Raw genomic sequence first — 21,978 nt, 5'->3', positions numbered from 1 at the left:
AAGTAGGAGATGCAATTCCCATGACAGACGCACTCAAGCGCCTTTCCGACGAAGGCGTTGCGATCTGGCTGGACGACCTGTCGCGCAAGCGCATCACGTCCGGCAACCTCGCCGAGCTGATCGACCAGAGCCACGTGGTGGGTGTCACCACCAACCCGTCGATCTTCCAGAAGGCGATCTCCTCGGGTGACGGCTACGAGCAGCAGGTCTCCGACCTCGCGGCCCGGAAGGTCACCGTCGAGGAAGCCATCCGCATGATCACCACCGCCGACGTGCGGGACGCGGCCGACATCCTGCGGCCGGTCTTCGACGCCACCGGCGGCCAGGACGGCCGGGTCTCCATCGAGGTCGACCCGCGCCTGGCGCACAACACCAAGGCGACCGTCGCCGAGGCCAAGCAGCTGGCCTGGCTGGTGGACCGCCCGAACACGCTCATCAAGATCCCGGCGACCAAGGCGGGCCTGCCCGCGATCACCGAGGTCATCGGCAAGGGCATCAGCGTCAACGTCACGCTGATCTTCTCGCTGGAGCGCTACCGCGAGGTCATGGACGCGTACATCGCCGGCCTGGAGAAGGCCAAGGCGGCGGGCCTGGAGCTGGGCAAGATCCACTCCGTGGCGTCCTTCTTCGTGTCCCGCGTGGACACCGAGATCGACAAGCGCCTGGACGCGGTCGGCACCGACGAGGCCAAGGCCCTCAAGGGCAAGTCGGCCCTCGCCAACGCCCGCCTGGCCTACCAGGCCTTCGAGGAGGTCTTCGCCGGCGAGCGCTGGGCCGCCCTGGACAAGGCCGGCGCCAACAAGCAGCGTCCGCTGTGGGCCTCGACCGGCGTGAAGGACCCGTCCCTCAAGGACACCCTGTACGTCGACGACCTGGTCGCCCCGGGCACGGTCAACACCATGCCGGAGGCCACCCTGGAGGCCGTCGCCGACCACGGTGACGTCACCGGCAACACCATCGCCGGCAAGTACGAGACGGCCAAGGCCGACCTCGACGCGGTGGCGAAGGCGGGCGTCTCGTACGACGAGGTCGTCCAGCTCCTCGAGGACGAGGGCGTCGACAAGTTCGAGGCGGCCTGGAACGACCTGCTCAAGTCGACCGAGGCCGAGCTGAAGCGCCTCGCTCCTTCGGAGGGCTGAGACTCTTGTCAAGCAGCAACCCGCTGCGTGACGCCGCGGACCGACGGCTCCCGCGTATCGCGGGGCCGTCGGGCCTCGTCATCTTCGGCGTCACGGGCGATTTGTCACGTAAAAAGCTGATGCCCGCCGTTTACGATCTCGCCAACCGCGGCCTCCTCCCGCCGGGCTTCTCGCTCATCGGCTTCGCCCGCCGCGACTGGGAGAACGAGGACTTCGCCCAGGTCGTGCACGACGCGGTCAAGGAACACTCGCGCACCCCCTTCCGCGAGGAGGTCTGGCAGCAGCTCAGCCAGGGCATGCGCTTCGTCCAGGGCAACTTCGACGACGACCAGGCCTTCGAGACGCTCAAGTCCACGATCCACGACCTGGACAAGGCCCAGGGCACCGGCGGCAACTTCGCGTTCTACCTCTCGGTGCCGCCGAAGTTCTTCCCCAAGGTCGTCCAGCAGCTCAAGCACCACGGGCTGGCGGACCAGAAGGAGGACTCCTGGCGCCGCGCGGTCATCGAGAAGCCCTTCGGGCACGACCTGGAGAGCGCCCGCGAGCTCAACCGCATCGTGCACGAGGTCTTCCCGCCGGAAGAGGTCTTCCGGATCGACCACTACCTCGGCAAGGAGACGGTCCAGAACATCCTGGCGCTGCGCTTCGCCAACACGATGTTCGAGCCGCTGTGGAACCGCTCCTACGTGGACCACGTGCAGATCACGATGGCCGAGGACATCGGCATCGGCGGCCGTGCCGGGTACTACGACGGCATCGGCGCCGCGCGTGACGTGATCCAGAACCACCTCCTCCAGCTGCTCGCGCTGACCGCCATGGAGGAGCCCGCCTCCTTCGACGCGGACGCGCTGGTCGCGGAGAAGGCCAAGGTCCTCGGCGCCGTCCGGCTGCCCAAGGACCTGGGCAAGGAGACGGTGCGCGCGCAGTACGCGGAAGGCTGGCAGGGCGGCGAGCAGGCGCTCGGCTACCTCCAGGAAGACGGCATCGACCCCAAGTCGAAGACCGACACCTACGCCGCGATCAAGGTCGGCATCGACAACCGCCGCTGGGCGGGCGTGCCCTTCTACCTGCGCACCGGCAAGCGTCTGGGCCGCCGCGTCACCGAGATCGCGGTCGTCTTCCAGCGCGCCCCGCACTCCCCCTTCGACCACACCGCCACCGAGGAGCTGGGGCAGAACGCCCTGGTCATCCGGGTGCAGCCGGACGAGGGCGTGACGGTCAGGTTCGGCTCGAAGGTCCCGGGTACCTCGATGGAGGTGCGGGACGTGTCGATGGACTTCGCGTACGGCGAGTCCTTCACGGAGTCCAGCCCCGAGGCGTACGAGCGCCTGATCCTGGACGTCCTCCTCGGCGACGCCAACCTCTTCCCGCGCACGGAGGAGGTCGAGCTGTCCTGGAAGATCCTCGACCCGATCGAGCAGTACTGGGACACGCACGGCAAGCCCGCGCAGTACCCGGCGGGTACCTGGGGACCCGTCGAGGCGGACGAAATGCTCGCACGAGACGGACGGAGCTGGCGTCGGCCATGAAGATCGATCTCACCGAAACCACGGCCAGCAAGATCAACAAGGCGCTGGTACAGGGCCGCCGTGCCATCGGCACGCCCGCCGTCGGCATGGTGCTCACCCTCGTCATCGTCACCGACGAGGAGAACGCCTACGACGCGCTCAAGGCCGCCAACGACGCCTCGCGCGAGCACCCCTCGCGCACCCTGGTCGTCATCAAGCGCGTCAGCCGCTCGCCGCGGGACCGCGCCAAGCCGCGCCTCGACGCCGAGGTCCGGGTCGGCGCGGACGCCGGTACCGGCGAGACGGTCGTGCTGCGGCTGTACGGCGAGGCCATCAACCACGCCCAGTCGGTCGTGCTGCCGCTGCTGCTGCCGGACGCCCCCGTGGTCGTCTGGTGGCCCGTCGGCGCCCCGACCGACCCGGCCAACGACCCGCTCGGGTCGCTCGCCCAGCGCCGCGTCACCGACACCTACGCCACCGAGCAGCCGGTGCAGGAGCTGGCCGCGCGCGCCGAGAAGTACACCCCCGGCGACACCGACCTGGCCTGGACCCGCATCACGCCCTGGCGTTCGATGCTGGCCGCGGCGCTCGACCAGCAGCCGAGCGAGGTCAGCGCGGTCACGGTCGAGGGCGAGGAGTACAACCCCAGCTGCGAGCTGCTGGCCATGTGGCTCGCCGACCGGCTGCACGTTCCCGTCCAGCGCACGCTCTCCGCGGGCCCCGGCCTCACGGCCGTCCGCATGGAGACCAAGAGCGGCCCGATCGTGCTGGACCGCGCCGACGGCGCGCTGGCCACGCTGTCCATGACCGGGCAGCCGGACCGCGCGGTGGCGCTGCAGCGGCGGGAGACCGCCGAGCTGCTCGCCGAGGAGCTGCGCCGGCTCGACCCGGACGACACCTACGCGTCCGCGCTGAAGTACGGCGTGCAGCGACTGGGTTCGTACAAGGACGGCCAGCCCGGCGTCTCGGCGAAGACCGCCGAGGCCGCCGAGCAGGAGGCCGAGGCCGAGCCGCAGTCCGCCGAGGACGCCCCCAAGGGGAAGGCCGCGGCGAAGAAGGCGCCCGCGAAGAGGGCGGCCGCCAAGTGAGCGCGCCGCAGGTCGTCGTCCACCGCGACAAGGAGCTGATGGCCAAGGCCGCCGCGGCCCGGCTCATCACGAAGATCGTGGACGCCCAGGCGGCGCGCGGTTACGCGTCGGTCGTGCTGACCGGCGGCCGCAACGGCAACGGTCTGCTCGCCGCCCTCGCCGAGTCCCCCGCGCGGGACGCGGTGGACTGGTCCCGGCTGGACCTGTGGTGGGGCGACGAGCGGTTCCTGCCCGAGGGCGACCCCGAGCGCAACCACACCCAGGCCCGCGAGGCGCTGCTGGACAGCGTCCCGCTGGACCCGGCACGGGTGCACGTGATGGCGCCGTCCGACGGCGGGTACGGCAACGACCCGGACGCCGCGGCCGAGGCGTACGCCGCCGACCTGGCCGCGGCGGCAGGACCCGAGGACCACGGCCCCGTGCCGTCCTTCGACGTCCTCCTGCTGGGCGTCGGCCCGGACACCCACGTCGCCTCGCTCTTCCCCGAGCTGCCGGCCGTGCGGGAGACCGAGCGGACGGTGGTCGGCGTGCACGGCGCGCCCAAGCCGCCGCCCACCCGGATCTCGCTGACCCTGCCCGCCATCCGCGCGGCGCGGGAGGTCTGGCTGCTCGCGGCGGGCGAGGACAAGGCGAACGCGGCCGCGATGGCCCTCTCCGGCGCGGGCGAGATACAGGCGCCCGCGGCGGGCGCGTACGGCCGCAGCCGTACGCTCTGGCTGCTGGACGAGGCGGCCGCCTCCCAGCTGCCGCGCGGGCTGTACCCGCCGGCCTCGGCCTGAGCGTCCGTCGCACGACGAACGGCCCGGCTCCCACGGTGTGATCACCGTAGGAGCCGGGCCGTCGTCGTGTCCGGGCCGGACGCGGGCGCTCAGCCGCTCACGCCTGCCGCTCCTTCTCCTGACGCACCATGGCGTTGGCCATCCGCGCCGGGTCCTGGAGGTCGCCCACCGCGACGCCGTCGACGTCCTCGTCGAGGGTGTTGTACGGGCCGAGGCCGGCCTCCTTGTCGCCCTGCACCGCTTCCAGGTGCCGGGCGGTCACCTCCTGCTGCTTCGCCGCGGGCTGGGCGACCAGCCACTCGCGGTTCTCCGGGGTCAGCAGGTCCAGAAAGCTCGTGAGCGCGTCGTCGTGCACCGGGATCAGCGCCCCCGCATCTGGCGGTAGGTGGCGACCAGCGACTTCGTCGAGGCGTCCAGGCCCTCGACCTCGGTGCCCTCGGTCAGCGCGGGCTCCACACGCTTGGCGAGGACCTTGCCGAGCTCCACGCCCCACTGGTCGAAGGAGTCGATGTTCCAGATCGCGCCCTGGACGAACACCTTGTGCTCGTAGAGGGCGATCAGCTGGCCCAGCACGGACGGGCTGAGCTCCTTGGCCAGGATGGTCGTGGAGGGGCGGTTGCCCTTGAAGGTCTTGTGCGTCACCAGCTCCTCGGGCACGCCCTCGGCGCGCACCTGCTCCGGCGTCTTGCCGAAGGCCAGCGCCTGGCCCTGCGCGAAGAGGTTGGCCATCAGCAGGTCGTGCTGGGCCACCAGGCCAGGGCGCAGGTCGTCCACCGGCTGCGCGAAGCCGATGAAGTCGGCCGGGATCATCTTCGTGCCCTGGTGCAGCAGCTGGTAGTACGCGTGCTGGCCGTTGGTGCCGGGCGTGCCCCAGACCACCGGACCGGTCTGCCAGGACACCTCCTGGCCGTCCCGGCCCACGTACTTGCCGTTGGACTCCATGTCCAGCTGCTGGAGGTACGCGGTGAACTTGGAGAGGTAGTGACTGTACGGCAGGACCGCGTGCGACTGCGCGTCCCAGAAGTTGCCGTACCAGACGCCCAGCAGACCGAGCAGCAGCGGCGCGTTCTCCTCGGGCGGCGCGCAGCGGAAGTGCTCGTCGACGAGGTGGAAGCCGGCCAGCATCTCGCGGAAGTGCTCCGGGCCGATCGCGATCATCAGCGACAGGCCGATGGCCGAGTCGTACGAATAGCGGCCGCCGACCCAGTCCCAGAACTCGAACATGTTGGTCGTGTCGATGCCGAACTCGGCGACCTTCTCGGCGTTGGTGGACAGCGCCACGAAGTGCTTGGCCACGGCCTCTTCACCGGCGCCCAGGCCGGTCAGCAGCCAGTCGCGGGCCGACTTCGCGTTGGTGATCGTCTCGATGGTGGTGAACGTCTTCGAGGCGATGATGAAGAGCGTCTCGGCCGGGTCCAGGTCGCGCACGGCCTCGTGCAGGTCGGCGCCGTCGACGTTGGAGACGAACCGGAACTGCATGTCGCGGTCGCTGTAGGCGCGCAGCGCCTCGTACGCCATCGCCGGGCCCAGGTCCGAGCCGCCGATGCCGACATTGACGACGGTCTTGATGCGCTTGCCGGTGTGGCCCTTCCAGTCGCCGGAGCGGACCCGGTCGGCGAACGTGGACATCTTCGTGAGGACGTGCTGCACGGCCGGGACGACGTTCTCGCCGTCGACCTCGATGTCGGCCGAGCCGGGCGCGCGCAGCGCGGTGTGCAGCACCGCGCGGTTCTCGGTGATATTGATCTTCTCGCCGCGGAACATCGCGTCCCGCAGCTCGGTGACCTTCGTCGCGGCGGCCAGCTCGCGCAGCAGCCGCAGCGTCTCGTCGGTCACCAGGTGCTTGGAGTAGTCCAGGTGCAGGTCGCCGACCTGGAGCGTGTACCGCTCCGCCCGGTCCGGGTCCTGCTCGAACAGCTCTCGCAGATGCGTGCTCGCGAGCTGTTCGCGGTGCTTCCCCAGAGCCGCCCACTCGGAGGTCTGGTCGAGCCTGCTGCGGCCATCTGCGTTCATCTCGGACATCAGCCTTCTTTGGTCTCGTATCGGCCCCGCCACCCTCCAACCTAATTGATCAGAGGGCGATGGGGGCACCTCCCACTCGAGCGAAGCCGAGAGTGGGGGAGAGATGTCCGCCCGCCGTCGAACGGCTGACGCCCGTGTGTCCGTACCGCATTCACCTGCGAGGCCACTCGAACGGCGGAACGCGGCCGGCCCGGCAGGAAGGCCGAAACCCTCCGGCCGGGCCGGTGCACACTCTTCTCCTCCGCCGGACGCGGGCGTTCGGCGCCGCCGGGGCCGCGTCCTCAGATCTCGCCGCGGAGCTTGGCGAGCGCCTCCGCGAGAATGGCCTCGCCGTCCGCGTCCGTGCGCCGCTCCCGTACGTACGCCAGGTGCGTCTTGTACGGCTCGGTGCGCGGCGGGTCCGGCGGGTTGTCCCGGTCCTTGCCTGCGGGGAAGCCACAGCGCGGGCAGTCCCAGGTGTCAGGAATCTGCGCGTCGCCGGCGAAGCTGGGCTGTGTCTCGTGCCCGTTCGAGCACCAGAAGGAGATGCGGATGCGCGGCGCGGACTCGCCCCGCTCGGCCTCCCCCATCGGCCCCGCCCCGACCCGACTTCCTCGGATCGCGTTGCCACTTGCCACGGTCGTAACTCCCTGCGTCATGGTGCTGCGAAGCCTCGATGGGAGCCTCCGCTGCGGGCGCCCCAGTCTACGTAAGGCCCAACGCGCGTCCAGTGACAGGAGTTACCCGGCCACGGAAGGACGCCGCACTCATGATAAGCCGCGTCCCCGACAGAGTGTCAGTTCTCTAGCTGTCCAGCTTCATCAGGATGCCGAGGACGACGATGCAGGCGAACCAGAGCAGGCCGACGACGATGGTGATGCGGTCGAGGTTCCGCTCGGCGACGGAGGAACCGCCGACCGAGGACTGCATACCGCCACCGAACATGTCGGACAGGCCGCCGCCCTTCCCCTTGTGCATGAGCACCAGCATCATCAGCAGCGCGCTGAAGACGATGAGGGCGATCGAGAATCCCATGACCACTGGTGGACCAACTCTCTAGGACTGGCGGACGGAAGAACAAGCCGATCTGACGCTGTGGGGCCGGGGCGGCGTCGTGTGACACCGGGGCCCGGCCCCGACAGCCTACGACGGGCCGGGCCCGTCGTCATAGCTGCTGCTCACGGCGGTACGGAGCGCAGCGTGTCGGCTACTGGTCGCGGAATCGAACGATCTTGACGAACTCGTCCGCGTCCAGCGCCGCGCCGCCGATCAGCGCGCCGTCGACGTCCGGCTGCGCCATGATCGCCGCGACGTTGCCGGACTTGACCGAGCCGCCGTACTGGATGCGCACCTTGTCGGCGAGGTCCTGGCTGTACAGCTCCGCGAGACGGCCGCGGATCGCACCGCAGACCTCCTGCGCGTCCTCCGGGGTGGCGACCTCGCCGGTGCCGATGGCCCACACCGGCTCGTACGCGATCACGATCGTCTCGGCCTGCTCGGCCGGGACGTCCTGCAGCGCGCCGTCCACCTGGGCGAGGGTGTGCTGGACCTGGTTGCCCGCCTTGCGGACGTCCAGGCCCTCGCCGACACACAGGATCGGGGTGATGCCGTGCTTGAAGGCCGCCTTGACCTTGGCGTTGCAGACCGCCTCGTCCTCGCCGTGGTACTGGCGGCGCTCGCTGTGGCCGATGGCCACGTACGCGCACTTCAGCTTGGCGAGCATCGGGCCGGAGACCTCACCGGTGAAGGCACCGGAGTCGTGCGCCGAGATGTCCTGGGCGCCGTACTTGATCTTCAGCTTGTCGCCGTCGACCAGGGTCTGCACCGAGCGGATGTCGGTGAAGGGCGGCAGGACCGCGACCTCGACGGCCTCGTAGTCCTTGTCGGCGAGCGCGAAGGCGAGCTTCTGGACGTGGGCGATGGCCTCGAGGTGGTTGAGGTTCATCTTCCAGTTGCCCGCCATCAGCGGGGTACGGCTACTCACGTTTGTTCAGTCCTCCAGAGCGGCGAGGCCGGGGAGCGTCTTGCCCTCGAGGTATTCGAGGGAGGCGCCGCCACCGGTCGAGATGTGGCCGAAAGCATTCTCGTCGAAACCGAGCAGACGTACGGCAGCGGCCGAGTCGCCGCCGCCGACGACGGTGAAGGCTTCCGAGTCGAGCAGGCCCTGCGCGACGGCCTTGGTGCCGTTCGCGTAGTCCGGGTGCTCGAAGACACCCATCGGGCCGTTCCAGAAGATGGTGGCCGCGTCCTTGAGCTTGGCGGCGTACAGCTCCCGGGTCTTCGGGCCGATGTCCAGGCCCTCCTGGTCGGCCGGGATGGCGTCCGCCGCGACCGTACCGGGGTTGGCCGGGGCCTTGGTCTTCAGGTCGGGGAAGTCGGCCGAGACCATGACGTCGACGGGCAGGACGAACTCCACGCCCCGCGCCTCGGCGCGCGACAGGTACTCCAGCACGACCGGGACCTGGTCCTCCTGCAGCAGCGACTTGCCGACCTCGTAGCCCTTGGCCTTGAGGAAGGTGTACGCCATGCCGCCGCCGATGAGGATGCGGTCGGCCTTCTCCAGAAGGTGGTCGATGACGCCGAGCTTGTCGGAGACCTTGGCGCCGCCGAGCACGACCGCGTACGGGCGCTTGACGTCCTCGGTGAGCTTCTTCAGGACGGTGACCTCGGCGGCGATCAGGTCGCCGGCGGCGTGCGGCAGGCGGGCCGGCAGGTCGTACACCGAGGCGTGCTTGCGGTGCACGGCGCCGAAGCCGTCGCCGACGTACAGGTCGGCGAGCTGCGCCAGCTGGTCCGCGAACGCGCCGCGCTCGGCGTCGTCCTTGCTGGTCTCGCCCGCGTTGAAGCGGAGGTTCTCCAGGACGGCCACCTGGCCGTCGGCGAGGCCCGCCACGGTCGCCCGCGCGGACTCGCCGACCGTGTCGGTGGCGAACGCGACGTCCTGGCCGAGCAGTTCACCCAGCCGCCGCGCCGCGGGGGCGAGCGAGAAGGCCGGGTCCGGGGCGCCCTTGGGGCGGCCCAGGTGCGAGGCGACGACCACGCGGGCGCCCGCGGCGGCGAGCTTGGCGATGGTCGGCTGCACGGCGCGGATACGGCCGTCGTCGGTGATGGTGGTGCCGTCCAGCGGCACGTTCAGGTCGGCGCGGACGAAGACCCGCTTCCCCGCTACCTGAAGGTCGTCGATCGTCTTCATGGTGACTCCGTTCGAACGTCAGTCATGGGACGGGGCCCGTACGACGCGTCGTCGCGTCCTACGAGCCCCGTCCTACATCTCGGTGCCCAGTACTGCGTCAGGCTCGGTGCCTAGTACAGCGTCAGGCAGAGATTATTCAGAGCTGGCCGCCGACGAAGACGGTCAGGTCGACCAGGCGGTTGGAGTAGCCCCACTCGTTGTCGTACCAGCCGACGACCTTGACCTGCTTGCCCTGGGCCATGGTGAGGCCGGAGTCGAAGGTGCAGGAGGCCGGGAAGTTCACGATGTCCGAGGAGACGATCGGGTCCTCGGTGTACTCCAGGATGCCCTTGAGCTGGCCCTCGGCGGCCTTCTGGAAGGCGGCGTTGATCTCGTCGGCGGTGACCTCGCGGTCGAGCTCCAGGACGAGGTCGGTGACCGAGCCGGTGGGCACGGGCACGCGCATGGCGATGCCGTCCAGCTTGCCCTTGAGCTGCGGGAGGACCAGCGCGGTGGCCTTGGCGGCACCCGTGGAGGTCGGGATGATGTTCTCCGCGGCGGCGCGGGCGCGGCGCAGGTCCTTGTGCGGGAAGTCCAGGATGCGCTGGTCGTTGGTGTACGCGTGGACCGTGGTCATCATGCCCTTGACGATGCCGAAGTTCTCGTCGAGAACCTTGGCCATCGGCGCCACACAGTTGGTGGTGCAGGAGGCGTTCGAGATGACGTCGTGCTTGTCGGCCTCGTACTTGTCCTGGTTGACACCCATCACGATGGTGATGTCCTCGTCCTTGGCCGGAGCCGAGATGAGGACCTTCTTCGCGCCACCGGCGAGGTGCTTGGCGGCGTCCTCGCGCTTGGTGAAGATGCCGGTCGACTCGATCACGATGTCGACGCCCAGCTCGCCCCACGGGATGTCCGCCGGGTTGCGCTCGGAGAGCACCTTGATGGTGTGGCCGTCGACCGTGATGGTGTCGGCGGTGTGCGACACCTCGGCCTTGAGGCGGCCCAGGATGGTGTCGTACTTCAGCAGGTGGGCGGTGGTCGCGGTGTCACCCAGGTCGTTGACAGCCACGATCTCGATGTCCGCACCCTGCTCCAGCAGCGCGCGGAAGTAGTTACGACCGATGCGGCCAAAGCCGTTGATGCCTACGCGGATCGTCACGAAACCGATCTCCTCGTTGGTACGGCGGTTTGTGCACCGCCGAGCTGTATGGGATGTCCCCGACCGCCTCCGACCCTACCCCCTGTACGAGACGTACGTGACATTGACATGGGGCTCTCCTTCTGCTCAGGTGAGCGCCCTTGAGCCCCTCTGACGCCCTTGCGCCACGAGCCCCTCGCCAGTACGCACGCGCCCCCGGCACCCAGTGCGGGTGCCGGGGGCGCGTACTGACAAGTAGCGATCCCGTTCAGCCGACCATGCCCTCCGCGAGGTCGTCGGCGAGGTTGGATTCCGTACCCGGAATGCCGAGGTCCTGTGCGCGCTTGTCGGCCATCGCGAGCAGCCGGCGGATCCGGCCCGCGACCGCGTCCTTGGTGAGCGGCGGGTCGGCGAGCGCGCCCAGCTCCTCCAGGGACGCCTGCTTGTGCTCCATGCGCAGCCGGCCGGCCGCCGCGAGGTGCTCCGGCACCTCCTCGCCGAGGATCTCCAGCGCGCGCTGCACACGGGCGCCCGCGGCGACCGCGGCCCGCGCCGAGCGGCGGAGGTTGGCGTCGTCGAAGTTCGCGAGGCGGTTGGCCGTGGCCCGCACCTCGCGGCGCATTCTGCGCTCCTCCCACGCCAGCACCGACTCGTGCGCGCCGAGGCGCGTCAACAGCGCGCCGATCGCGTCACCGTCACGGACCACCACCCGGTCCACGCCGCGCACCTCGCGGGCCTTGGCCGCGATGCCGAGCCGGCGGGCCGCGCCGACCAGCGCGAGCGCCGCCTCGGGGCCCGGGCAGGTCACCTCCAGGGAGGAGGAGCGGCCGGGCTCGGTGAGCGAGCCGTGCGCCAGGAAAGCGCCGCGCCAGGCGGCCTCCGCGTCGCAGGTGGCCCCCGAGACCACCTGCGGGGGCAGGCCCCGGATGGGGCGGCCGCGGCCGTCGACGAGGCCGGTCTGGCGCGCGAGCTGGTCGCCGCCGGCCACGACCCGGACGACGTAGCGGCTGCCGCGGCGCAGTCCGCCGGGTGCCATCACCACCAGGTCCGAGGAGTGCCCGAAGATCTCCAGGATGTCCTTGCGGAGCCGCCGGGCCGCGATGCCCGTGTCCAGCTCCGCCTCGATCACGATGCGCCCGCTGACCAGGTGCAACCCGCCGGCGAACCGCAGGATCGACGAGACCTCCGACTTCCGGCAGCAGGTCCGGGTGACGGGGAGCCGGGAAATTTCATCCTTCACCGCTGCCGTCATCGCCATGGGCCGATCCTTCCATGCATCCGAAAAATACGGTCGTACGCGGCGGCCAGCAGCTCCGGGTCGTGCCGGGCGGAACCACCACCGGGTTTCCCCTGGTCAGGGCCGCCTTGCGCGGCCACGGCCGCCAGCTCGACCGCGCTGCCGAACAGCTCCTTGGCCGCTCCGGTCAGACACTCCCGGTCGGGCACGGCGTCCTGATCGGCCAGCACCACGTCGAAGGCGAGTTTAGGGGCGTGTCGGGCCAAAACCTCCAAATGACGCTGCGGGGAAAACCCGTCCGTCTCCCCCGGCTGGGGTGCGAGGTTCAACGAGAGGACCTTACGTGCCTTGGTCTCCTCCAGCGCCTCGCGCAGCTGCGGCACCAGGAGATGCGGGATCACGGAGGAGAACCAGGACCCGGGTCCGAGCACCACCCAGTCCGCGTCCCGTACCGCCTCGACGGCCTCCGGGACGGCGGGCGGGTCCTCCGGGACGACGTGCACGGACTGCACCTCACCGCGGGTGAGCGCAACCGTGGCCTGGCCGCGGACGGTGGAGATCTCGTCCGGACGGCCCTCGTGGTGCCCCTTGACCAGGGCCTGGAGCTCCAGCGGCACGGCGGACATCGGGAGCACCCGGCCCTGCGCGCCCAGCAGCTTGCCGACCAGGTCCAGCGCCTGGACGTGGTCGCCCAGCTGCTCCCACAGGGCGACGATCAGGAGATTGCCCACCGCGTGGTCGTGCAGCTCGCCGCCGCTCTGGAAGCGGTGCTGGATCACCCGGGACCAGGTCTGGCCCCAGTCGTCGTCGCCGCACAGCGCCGCGAGGGCCTTGCGCAGGTCGCCGGGCGGCAGGACGCCCAGCTCGTCGCGGAGCCGGCCGCTGGAGCCGCCGTCGTCGGCGACCGTGACCACGGCGGTCAGGTCGCGCGTGATGCGGCGCAGCGCGGCGAGCGAGGCGGACAGGCCCATGCCGCCGCCGAGTGCGACGACCTTCGGGGTGGCGCCCTTCTGCGTGCCGCCCCGTACGAGCCGGCGTACGCGGCGCATCCGGGGCGCACGGGCAGTCATTCGCGCCCCATGTCCCGGTGGACGACGACCGTCTCGACCCCTTCGGAGACCAGCCGGCGGGCCAGCTTCTCCGACATGGCGACGCTGCGGTGCTTGCCGCCCGTACAGCCGACCGCGATGGTGACGTACCGCTTGCCCTCGCGGCGGTACCCCTCGGCGACGATGCGCAGCAGCTCGGCGTAGCCGTCCAGGAACTCCTTGGCGCCGGGCTGGCTGAAGACGTAGTTGGAGACCTCTTCGTTCAGACCCGTGTACGGCCGCAGCTCCGGGACCCAGTGCGGGTTCGGGATGAAGCGGCAGTCCACGACGAGGTCGGCGTCGACCGGCAGGCCGTACTTGAAGCCGAAGGACATCACCGTCGCGCGCAGCTCGGGGACCTCCTCGCCGGCGAACTGGGCGTCCATCTTGGCGCGCAGCTCGTGGACGTTCAGGCTGGAGGTGTCGATCACCAGGTCGGCGTCGCCGCGCAGCTCGCGCAGCAGGTCGCGCTCGGCGGCGATGCCGTCGACGATGCGGCCGTCGCCCTGCAGCGGGTGCGGGCGGCGGACCGACTCGAAGCGGCGGACCAGCGCCTCGTCGGAGGACTCCAGGAAGACGATGCGGCGCTTGACCTGCGCGGCGTCCAGCGCGGCCAGGGACTCCTTGAGGTTGTCGAAGAAGCGGCGGCCGCGGACGTCGACGACCACCGCGATCCGGGCGACGTTGCCCTGGGAACGGGCGCCGAGGTCGACCATCGGCGGGATGAGCTCGGGCGGGATGTTGTCGACCACGAACCAGCCGAGGTCCTCCAGGCACTTGGCGGCCGTGCTCCGTCCCGCGCCCGACATCCCGGAGATGATCACCAGCTCGGGGATCGCGGGACTCCGGTCCTGGTCATCGCGCACCGGCGCCGCACTCACCTGCGCGCCGTCTCTTCCGGTCTGCTGCTCGGGGCTGCTGTCGCTCATCGTTCCTGTCCCTGTTCTGAAGGCAACGCGGCCTGCGGTGCCCCCTCATCTTCAATGATCTCTCCGGTGGCGGTGTTGACCGCCGGGGCGGCCGGAACGGCCTGGGCCAGGGTCGCCGCGACGGTCTCGGCGGTCTTGCGGCCGACGCCCGGCACCTCGCAGATCTCCTCGATGGTGGCCCCTCTGAGTTTCTTCAGGGAACCGAAGTGCTTCAGGAGGGCCTGGCGGCGACTCTCGCCGAGGCCGGGCACGGTGTCCAGGGGGCTTGCCGTGAGCCGCTTGCCGCGCTTGTTGCGCTGGTAGGCGATGGCGAAGCGGTGCGCCTCGTCCCGGACGCGCTGGAGGATGTACAGGCCCTCGCTCGTCCGGGGCAGTACGACCGGGTCCTCCTCGCCGGGCACCCAGACCTCCTCCAGGCGCTTGGCCAGCCCGCAGACCGCGACGTCGTCGATGCCCAGCTCCTCCAGCGCCCGCTGCGCCGCGGCGACCTGCGGCCGGCCGCCGTCGACGACGACCAGCTGCGGCGGGTACGCGAAGCGCTTGGGGCGGCCCTCCTCGTCCTTCGGGCCCGGCGCGGCACCGGAGAGGTCCGCAGGGCCCGGCACGGCCCCGGAGACCAGATCGGCGGCGTCCGCGCCGGTCTCCTCCTCCCACTCGCCGGTCTTCTGCTTCTCCTGCAGATACCGCTTGAAGCGGCGGGAGATCACCTCGTGCATGGACCGGACGTCGTCCTGGCCCTCGAAGGACCTGATCTGGAAGCGTCTGTACTCGCTCTTCCTCGCCAGCCCGTCCTCGAAGACGACCATCGACGCCACCACGTCGTCGCCCTGGAGGTGCGAGATGTCGAAGCACTCGATGCGCAGCGGCACCGAGTCCAGCTCCAGCGCCTCGGCGATCTCCTCCAGCGCCCGGGAGCGGGTGGTCAGGTCCGAGGCGCGCTTGGTCTTGTGCAGGGCCAGCGCCTGCTGGGCGTTGCGCTGGACCGTGGCCATCAGGTCCTTCTTGTCGCCGCGCTGCGGGATGCGCAGCGAGACGTTCGACCCGCGGCGCTCGGTCAGCCACTGCTGGACCGGCTCGACGGGGTCGGGCAGCGCCGGCACCAGGACTTCCTTGGGGACGGCGTCGCCGCGCTCCTCGCCGTACAGCTGCTGCAGGGCGTGCTCCACGAGGTCCGCGGTGTCGACGTTCTCGACCTTGTCGGTGACCCAGCCGCGCTGGCCGCGCACCCGGCCGCCGCGGACGTGGAAGATCTGGACGGCGGCCTCCAGCTCGTCCTCGGCGAGCGCGATGAGGTCGGCGTCGGTGGCGTCGGCGAGCACCACGGCGCTCTTCTCCATGGCCCGCTTCAGCGCCTCTATGTCGTCGCGCAGCCGGGCGGCCCGCTCGTACTCCATCTCCTCGGCGGCCTCCGCCATCAGCCGCTCCAGGCGGCGGATGTACGCGCCCGTGCGGCCTGCCATGAAGTCGCAGAACTCCTCGGCCAGTTCGCGGTGCTCCTCGGCCGAGACCCGCTCGACGCAGGGGGCCGAGCACTTGCCGATGTATCCGAGGAGGCAGGGGCGGCCGATCTGGGCCGAGCGCTTGAAGACGCCCGCCGAGCACGTCCGCACAGGGAAGACCCGCAGCATCAGGTCGACGGTCTCGCGGATCGCCCAGGCATGGCCGTACGGGCCGAAGTACCGCACGCCCTTCTTCTTGGCGCCGCGCATCACCTGGACCCGCGGGAACTCTTCGTTGAGCGTGACGGCGAGGTACGGATAGCTCTTGTCGTCGCGGTACTTGACGTTGAACCGCGGGTCGAACTCCTTGATCCAGGTGTACTCCAGCTGGAGCGCCTCGACCTCGGTGGAGACGACGGTCCACTCCACGGACGCGGCGGTGGTGACCATCGTGCGCGTCCGCGGGTGGAGATTCGCCAGGTCCTGGAAGTAGTTCGACAGGCGTTGGCGCAGGCTCTTGGCCTTGCCTACGTAGATCACCCGTCGGTGCTCGTCCCGGAATTTGTAGACCCCCGGCGAGTCGGGGATCTGTCCCGGCTTGGGTCGATAGCTGCTGGGGTCCGCCATGTCCGCCACCCTACTGGTGACCACTGACAACCCGGGCACAGGTGAGGAAGCCGGCCGGGGCCGGTCCGGGGGAACGTGGCGCCGCTCACGCAGGCCCCACGGACCGGCTACGGAGCGCGGTCAGCGGCGCAGCCTCCGGGAGACGAGCGCCCCGCCGATCGCCAGCACCACCAGTGTGCCCAGGGCGGTCAGCACGGCGACGAGCGGGCCGCTGCTTCCGGTGGTGGCCGCCGCCGCACCGGTGGCGGCCACCGCGGTACCGGAGCCGGCCACCGCGGTACCGGAGCCGGCGGCCTCCCCGTAGCCGCCGGCCTCCCCGCGCCGGTCGTACGCCGAGCCGGGCAGCTTGTCCCCGTACGCCGCGTGCACGCGCTTCTGGTACGCGGCGACCGTGGTCCCGGCCGCCCCGACCGCCCGCTTCGCGTCCGCGTCCAGCGGCTGGACGCGGTCGCCGCGCTGGACGTACCAGGCGTCGATCTGCGGCTCGTGGAAGAGCGTGCCGCCCTTCGCCTTCGCCGCGTACTCCGTCTCGTCGGCCCCGGTGGCGATGTTCACCACCCGCCAGCTGTCCGCGCCCTTCGGCCGCACGGTCCACACCGACGCCTCCTGGCCGTCGGCGGAGACCGCCTTGCTGGCGAGGAAGTCCAGCCGGGCGACCGGGGCGCCGGAGCGGCCGCGGACGAAGTCCGGCGAGAGCACGTAGACGGGCACGGTCGCGCCCTCGATGCGCGGCTCGGCGGCCTTGGCGCTCACCTTGCCGTCGCGGGCGAAGAAGCGGGCGAGCGTGTGCAGCGTCCCAGGGGCGGTCGCCGCGTCGTGGGCGGCGGCCACGCTCGCCGCGGCCGGGGCCTTGGGCGGTGCGGGGGTGTCCGCGGCCAGGGCCGCCTGCGGGGCGAGCCCGGCGAGAGCGGTGGCCAGCGCCGCGGTGACGGCGGCGCGCGTCGGGTTCCGGTGCGTCATCGCCTCAGGCTCCGATCCGGTAGAGGGAGTGCGTCCAGGAGAACTCGCTGCCATCGACGTAGTAGCGGTAATCGCCCCAGTTGTAGCGGTTGTTGTCCGGCCAGGGGTCGCCCCAGTACACCCAGTTGTTCGCGGTGTCGAAGCCGTACAGGACGTGCATGTGGCCGCCCCCTGAGGACCACTGGATGCGGGTCTCCACGGGCCGCTTGGCGTTGATCTCGCTCTGCACGGTGCTGTAGTTGAGGTAGCCGCTGACGTAGTTGCCGGAGCTGATGCCGGCCCATTCCAGGCCGTTCTGCACGTCACCGAGCGTGGCCTGGCTGTTGGGGCAGGTGGTGCCCTGCTGGCGCCCGAAGGCGGCGTTGCAGAACTGGTTCTGGCTGTAGTTGCGGCCGAACCAGGTGGCGATGGTGTTTCCGGAGGCCGCCCAGCACCAGTTGCTGTTCTGCTGGGCCTGCATGGTGATGTTCAGCCTGTTACTGGCGAGCGCGGTGTCGGGGGCGGCCGTCGCCGTCGCGGCGGGGAAGCCGGTGAGGACGGCGGCGACGGCCGCGGTCAGGAGCCATCTGCGGCGCGTGGAGCGGGGACGGGACGAGCGTGTGCGGCGGGACGGGCGGTGCATGGCGGTCCTCCCGAGGGGGGTGGGAAGAGGGAGAGGAACGCATCCGGATGCTGCTGAGGAGCATCAAGTGTTGTCCGGGGCTGGTCAACACGCTTCAATGCGAGGTGACGCGGCGGTGTGGACGGACGAGCCCCGATGTGAACGTCCCCTGCCCGGCGATCTGCGAGGAACGGACAGGGTCGGCGGGATGTGTGAACTCCGGTTGTGAACGTTCACCCCGCGCACCGGAGGGTTGGCAATGGCACAGGACACCGCCGCATCGGCCGAGCTCGCACAGGCGCTGCGCACCGGCCCGTTCCACCTGGCGCTGCGCGCCGCGCTGGCCGAACGCGGCCTCGCCCTGCACCGCGTGCAGTACAAGCTCGCGCAGCGCGGCATCAAGGTCGGCGTCACCAGCCTCAGTTACTGGCAGCAGGGCGCCCGCCGCCCGCAGCGCCCCGAGTCGCTGCGCGCGGTGACGGCGCTGGAAGAGGTACTGGAGCTGCCCGCCGGCGCGCTCATCAGGCTGCTGGAGTCGCAGACCCCGGTGTACCCGGACGTCGAGCGCCCCACGGGCCGGTCGTACCGCACCCTGACCGAGGACTCCGACGTCGTACGGAAGCTCCTCGCCGACCTGGGCGCCCCCACGGACGGCGGGCTGCACACCGTGGGGCAGTCCGAGCGGGTCCTCATAGGGGCCCGCCGCGAGCTGCTGGACCGCGAGTCGCAGCAGGTGGTGCGCGCGCACCGGGACGGCGTGGACCGCTATGTCGCCATCCACTGCGGCGACGAGGGCGCCGACCCGGCACGGATGACCGTGCGGGCGACGGAGAACTGCCGGCTGGGCCGGGTGCGGCACGTCCCCGAAGCGCCGCTCGTGGTCGCCGAACTGCTCTTCGACACCCGGCTGCGGGCCGGCGACACGTACGTCTTCTCCTACGGGTTCCGCGACGGCACCGCGGGCGAGAGCACCGAGTACTTCCGCGGCTTCCCCTTCCCCGGCGGGCAGTACGTCCTTCAGGTGCGCTTCGACGAGGCAGCGCTCCCGGTGCGCTGCGGCCGCTTCGCGCAGGCGACGACGACCGCGCCGCGCACCGCCCGCCAGGAACTGACGCTGAGCGGGCAGCACCGCGCCGTCCACCTGGTGGACCAGTCGGTACGGCCCGGACTGCTCGGGATCGAGTGGGACTGGGGGTGAGCCCTTCGGGGTGCGCGGGCCTCGCCCCTTCAGGGCGCCCAGGGGCGGGTCAGCCCGCGATCAGCTTGCCGCCCTTGACCTTGACCGGGATCTCCTCCAGTGGCGAGGTCGCCGGGCCGTGCACGGGCTTGCCGGTCGCCACGTCGAACTGGCTGCCGTGCAGCGGGCAGGTCGCCACTTCCTTGTCGAGCTTGTTCAGGATCGCGCCCGCGTGCGTGCACACCGAGCTGAAGCACTTGAACTCGCCCTTGGCCGGCTGCGAGACGACCAGCTTCTCCTCGGGGTAGAGCCTGGCGCCGCCGACCGGTATCGCGTCGGCCGCGCCCAGCTCGGTCTCCTGGGTGGGCGCCTTCGGGACCGAGCCCGACTTCGAGCCGCCCGCGGAGCACGCGGCGGCGCCGACGCAGGCGATGCCCGCGAGCGCGGCCCCTCGCAGCACAGTACGGCGGTGGAGGGGCTCGCTCATGGTCATGACTCCTGCTCTCAGGGGGTGGCGCTGCCCGACGATACCGGGGCGGAATCCGCGGCCCCGACCGGGCCCGCGGTACCCCGGAGCAGGTCCTGTTCGATCTCCTCCAGGCTGCGCCCCTTGGTCTCCGGGAGCAGCTTCCGTACGAACACGAAGGCGAGGAAGGTCATCACCGCGAAGAAGAGGAAGTTGGCGCCCGCCCCGAAGGTGTCCAGGAGCGAGGGGAACACCAGCGCGACCGCCATGTTGAACAGCCAGTTGAAGATCACGCACAGGCCGACCGCCGCGGCCCGCAGCCGCATCGGGAACAGCTCCGGCAGCATCACCCACTGCACCGGGCCCCAGGAGACGGCGAACGACGCGATGTACAGCGCGATCCCCAGGAGCGTGAGGGTGGACAGCAGCGCGCCGTATCCCAGCCCCGAGAGGTTGGTGACGGCCAGCACCACCATCGCCACGCACATGCCCAGCGCGCCCCACAGCAGCAGCGGCTTGCGCCCCTTGCGGTCGATCAGCCGCATGGCGGGCAGCGTCATCAGCATGTTCAGCGCGCCGACGCCCATGGTGGCGATGATCGCGCCGCTGTCCCCGAAGCCGACGTTGGTCAGCAGCCGGGGCGCGTAGTAGATGATCGTGTTGATGCCGACGAAGTTCTGGAAGAACACCAGCAGCATCCCGACCACGAAGACCGGCCGCAGCTTCGGCGACAGCAGGTGCCGGAAGGTCAGGCTCTCGGTCTGCGCGCGCTCGGTCCGTACGGTCTCCTCGATCTCCGCCAGCTCGGCGCGGGCCGACTCACCGTCCCCGCGCAGCTGCAGGAGGACCCGCCGCGCCTCGTCGCCGCGCCCCTTGCCGACCAGCCAGCGCGGGCTCTCCGGCTGCGTGACGATGCCGATCGCCAGGACGGCGGCCGGGACCACGCCGAGCCCGATCATCCAGCGCCAGGCGCCGGAGTCGTGGAAGGCGTAGTCGGTGACGTACGCGAGGAAGATGCCGACCGTGACCAGCAGCTGCATCAGCGAGGCCAGCCCGCCGCGCACGTGCTTGGGCGCCAGCTCGGTCAGGTACAGCGGGACGACGACGGACGCGATGCCGACGCCGATGCCGAGGACGAAGCGGAAGACGATCAGCACCCAGACGTGCGTCGCGAACGACGCGCCGAGCGTGCCGAGGATGAAGACCCCGGAGGCGGCGAGGATCAGCCGGCGGCGGCCCCAGGAGTCCGAGAGCCGCCCGGACAGGCCGGCGCCGAGCATCGCGCCGACCAGCAGCCCGGAGACGACCATGCCCTCCAGCAGCGGGCTCATGGGGAGGTCCCGCTTGATGTAGAGCAGCGCGCCGGAGATCACGCCGGTGTCGTAGCCCCACAGGATGCCGCCGAGGGCGCCGAAGACCCAGATCAGCGCGTTCTTGAGGCGAGGTGCCGCGGTACGGGGCGCAGCCGTACGAGGGGCTGCGGTACGAGGTGCCATGCCCGTCACCCCTTGGCCGGCGCGAGATGGATCTTGCGGCCCGTGCCGGCCTTGAAGCGGGCCACGGCTTCGTCGAAGTCCTCCAGGCCGAAGACGTCGCTGACCAGCGGGTCCAGGTCGAGCCCGGAGGCCAGCACGTCGATGGCGGGCTGGAAGCTGTTGTGCACGGCCATCGACCCGATGATGTCGATCTCGCTGTTGTAGACGAGGTACGGCGAGAACGCGGCCTTACGGGACGGGTCCGTCACGCCGAACTGCAGGAACGTGCCGCCCTTGCGGACGCGCCCCAGCCCGTCCTCGATGGCGGGCACGGCGCCGGTCGCGTCCACGACCACCTCGAAGCCCGGCCCCTTGCCCCGCGCGAGCTTGTCCGCGCTGGTCACGGCCGCGTCCAGGCCGAACGACTCGGCGAACGCCAGCCGCTCCTCGTTCAGGTCCACCACCGATACGGAGGCGGCGCCTGCCGTCCGTACGAGCGCGGCCATCATCAGGCCCATCGTGCCCGCGCCGTAGATCAGGTAGTGCTCGCCGGGGCGGCGCGGCAGCCGGTTCAGGCCGTGCACCGCGCAGGACAGCGGCTCGATCAGCCCGGCCGCGGCCTCGGAGAACGAGTCGGGGATCACGTAGGCGCAGCGGGCCGGCACGGCGACCCGCTCGGCGAAGCCGCCGGCCTGCGTGACGCCGATCGCGCGGTAGTCCTCGCAGAGGTTGCCGCGGCCGATCCGGCAGTAATGACAGGCGCCGCAGGGCATGTTGGGGTCCACGGCGACCCGGTCGCCGACGGCCGGGACGGCGACGCCCTCGCCCACCGCGATCACCTCGCCGGTCAGCTCGTGCCCGGGGATCACCGGGTACGTCACGGGCGGCAGCTCGCCGCCGAGGATGTGCATGTCCGTCCCGCACAGGCCGCACGAGGAGACGCGGACGACGACCTCGCCGGGTTCGGGCCTGGGGTCCGGCACGTCGGCCGGGGCGGCTCGGCCCGGCTCGGTGACCACGACAGCGCGCATACTCGCGCCTCCACTTCGTTGTGCTGGTCTGTTGCTGGTCTGTTGGGGGTGCTGCGGCTCGGTGCCGCATCGCCGGTCCTGCGTCCCGCAGCGGCTCGGTCCCGGGGAGGCTAGCCCCGG

21 protein-coding genes are annotated in these 21,978 nt (G+C 70.8%); 5 read left to right on the top strand and 16 right to left on the bottom strand.

The features are described 5' to 3' along the window. Positions 1-20 precede the first annotated feature (20 nt). Genes tal through pgl form a run of 4 tightly spaced genes read left to right on the top strand, consistent with a single transcriptional unit; the run spans position 21 to position 4,514 of the window. Positions 21-1,139: a transaldolase gene (tal, locus tag ABT381_RS04670; RefSeq protein WP_351587629.1), complete on the top strand. Its 1,119-nt coding sequence runs from the start codon at positions 21-23 to the stop codon at positions 1,137-1,139. Between the two features lie 5 nt (positions 1,140-1,144). Continuing rightward, a complete protein-coding gene (gene zwf / locus ABT381_RS04665; protein ID WP_351587626.1) occupies positions 1,145-2,668 on the top strand; it encodes a glucose-6-phosphate dehydrogenase in 1,524 nt (507 codons plus the stop codon). Further along, positions 2,665-3,735 (top strand): glucose-6-phosphate dehydrogenase assembly protein OpcA, encoded by a 1,071-nt coding sequence (gene opcA / locus ABT381_RS04660; RefSeq protein ID WP_351587623.1) that lies wholly within the window; start codon positions 2,665-2,667, stop codon positions 3,733-3,735. The genes zwf and opcA overlap by 4 nt, the downstream gene beginning before the upstream one ends. Next, positions 3,732-4,514 (top strand): 6-phosphogluconolactonase, encoded by a 783-nt coding sequence (pgl, locus tag ABT381_RS04655; protein ID WP_351587620.1) that lies wholly within the window; start codon positions 3,732-3,734, stop codon positions 4,512-4,514. Before opcA ends, pgl begins: the two co-directional genes overlap by 4 nt. A 97-nt stretch (positions 4,515-4,611) precedes the next feature. Here the strand turns inward: pgl and ABT381_RS04650 are convergent, their stop codons facing one another. From ABT381_RS04650 to ABT381_RS04590, 13 genes are all read right to left on the bottom strand, one after another. After that, the gene (locus tag ABT381_RS04650) at positions 4,612-4,869 is read right to left on the bottom strand and encodes a hypothetical protein (protein WP_351587617.1); all 258 of its coding nucleotides are present in this window, start codon (positions 4,867-4,869) and stop codon (positions 4,612-4,614) included. A 5-nt stretch (positions 4,870-4,874) separates the two neighbouring features. Next, on the bottom strand, positions 4,875-6,527 hold the full coding sequence (pgi, locus tag ABT381_RS04645; RefSeq protein WP_351587776.1) for a glucose-6-phosphate isomerase: 1,653 nt from the start codon (positions 6,525-6,527) through the stop codon (positions 4,875-4,877). A gap of 290 nt (positions 6,528-6,817) precedes the next feature. Beyond that, positions 6,818-7,153 (bottom strand): RNA polymerase-binding protein RbpA, encoded by a 336-nt coding sequence (locus tag ABT381_RS04640; protein ID WP_078600932.1) that lies wholly within the window; start codon positions 7,151-7,153, stop codon positions 6,818-6,820. Between the two features lie 166 nt (positions 7,154-7,319). After that, positions 7,320-7,550 (bottom strand): preprotein translocase subunit SecG, encoded by a 231-nt coding sequence (gene secG / locus ABT381_RS04635; protein WP_037801115.1) that lies wholly within the window; start codon positions 7,548-7,550, stop codon positions 7,320-7,322. A 172-nt stretch (positions 7,551-7,722) separates the two neighbouring features. Further along, positions 7,723-8,499: a triose-phosphate isomerase gene (tpiA, locus tag ABT381_RS04630; RefSeq protein ID WP_351587612.1), complete on the bottom strand. Its 777-nt coding sequence runs from the start codon at positions 8,497-8,499 to the stop codon at positions 7,723-7,725. A 6-nt stretch (positions 8,500-8,505) separates the two neighbouring features. Next, entirely contained in the window at positions 8,506-9,708 is a 1,203-nt protein-coding gene (locus ABT381_RS04625) for a phosphoglycerate kinase (protein ID WP_351587610.1), read from the bottom strand. 136 nt (positions 9,709-9,844) lie between these two features. After that, complete coding sequence (gene gap / locus ABT381_RS04620; protein WP_351587607.1) at positions 9,845-10,849, bottom strand: type I glyceraldehyde-3-phosphate dehydrogenase; 1,005 nt, start codon at positions 10,847-10,849, stop codon at positions 9,845-9,847. A 247-nt stretch (positions 10,850-11,096) separates the two neighbouring features. Beyond that, a complete protein-coding gene (whiA, locus tag ABT381_RS04615; protein ID WP_030264446.1) occupies positions 11,097-12,086 on the bottom strand; it encodes a DNA-binding protein WhiA in 990 nt (329 codons plus the stop codon). Beyond that, positions 12,077-13,135 (bottom strand): gluconeogenesis factor YvcK family protein, encoded by a 1,059-nt coding sequence (locus ABT381_RS04610; protein WP_351587604.1) that lies wholly within the window; start codon positions 13,133-13,135, stop codon positions 12,077-12,079. The genes whiA and ABT381_RS04610 overlap by 10 nt, the downstream gene beginning before the upstream one ends. Then, positions 13,132-14,082 (bottom strand): RNase adapter RapZ, encoded by a 951-nt coding sequence (gene rapZ / locus ABT381_RS04605; protein WP_467754633.1) that lies wholly within the window; start codon positions 14,080-14,082, stop codon positions 13,132-13,134. The genes ABT381_RS04610 and rapZ overlap by 4 nt, the downstream gene beginning before the upstream one ends. Further along, positions 14,079-16,148 (bottom strand): excinuclease ABC subunit UvrC, encoded by a 2,070-nt coding sequence (gene uvrC / locus ABT381_RS04600; protein WP_351587601.1) that lies wholly within the window; start codon positions 16,146-16,148, stop codon positions 14,079-14,081. The genes rapZ and uvrC overlap by 4 nt, the downstream gene beginning before the upstream one ends. A gap of 120 nt (positions 16,149-16,268) precedes the next feature. After that, positions 16,269-17,108, bottom strand: a complete 840-nt coding sequence (locus tag ABT381_RS04595; protein WP_351587598.1) for a hypothetical protein — start codon at positions 17,106-17,108, stop codon at positions 16,269-16,271. Between the two features lie 4 nt (positions 17,109-17,112). Next, positions 17,113-17,730 carry a papain-like cysteine protease family protein gene (locus tag ABT381_RS04590; protein WP_351587595.1) on the bottom strand — a complete coding sequence of 206 codons (618 nt, stop codon included), beginning with the start codon at positions 17,728-17,730 and terminating at the stop codon, positions 17,113-17,115. A gap of 238 nt (positions 17,731-17,968) precedes the next feature. Here ABT381_RS04590 and ABT381_RS04585 point away from each other — a divergent pair, with 238 nt between their 5' ends. Further along, positions 17,969-18,907 (top strand): hypothetical protein, encoded by a 939-nt coding sequence (locus ABT381_RS04585; protein ID WP_351587592.1) that lies wholly within the window; start codon positions 17,969-17,971, stop codon positions 18,905-18,907. Between the two features lie 49 nt (positions 18,908-18,956). On the opposite strand, the gene ABT381_RS04580 is transcribed toward ABT381_RS04585, so the two are convergent. The 3 genes from ABT381_RS04580 to ABT381_RS04570 are packed head-to-tail and all read right to left on the bottom strand — an operon-like array spanning position 18,957 to position 21,858. Further along, a complete protein-coding gene (locus ABT381_RS04580) occupies positions 18,957-19,373 on the bottom strand; it encodes a Rieske (2Fe-2S) protein (protein WP_351587589.1) in 417 nt (138 codons plus the stop codon). A gap of 17 nt (positions 19,374-19,390) precedes the next feature. After that, positions 19,391-20,848 carry a sugar porter family MFS transporter gene (locus tag ABT381_RS04575; RefSeq protein ID WP_351587586.1) on the bottom strand — a complete coding sequence of 486 codons (1,458 nt, stop codon included), beginning with the start codon at positions 20,846-20,848 and terminating at the stop codon, positions 19,391-19,393. Positions 20,849-20,853: 5 nt separating this feature from the next. Then, the gene (locus ABT381_RS04570) at positions 20,854-21,858 is read right to left on the bottom strand and encodes a zinc-dependent alcohol dehydrogenase family protein (RefSeq protein WP_351587583.1); all 1,005 of its coding nucleotides are present in this window, start codon (positions 21,856-21,858) and stop codon (positions 20,854-20,856) included. Between the last annotated feature and the right edge of the window lie 120 nt (positions 21,859-21,978).

Source organism: Streptomyces sp. NPDC000151 (assembly GCF_040301705.1).
Classification (GTDB): Bacteria; Actinomycetota; Actinomycetes; order Streptomycetales; family Streptomycetaceae; genus Streptomyces.
The sequence above is the reverse complement of the archived record's forward strand: the minus strand, read 5'-3'. Positions and strand labels throughout refer to the sequence as shown.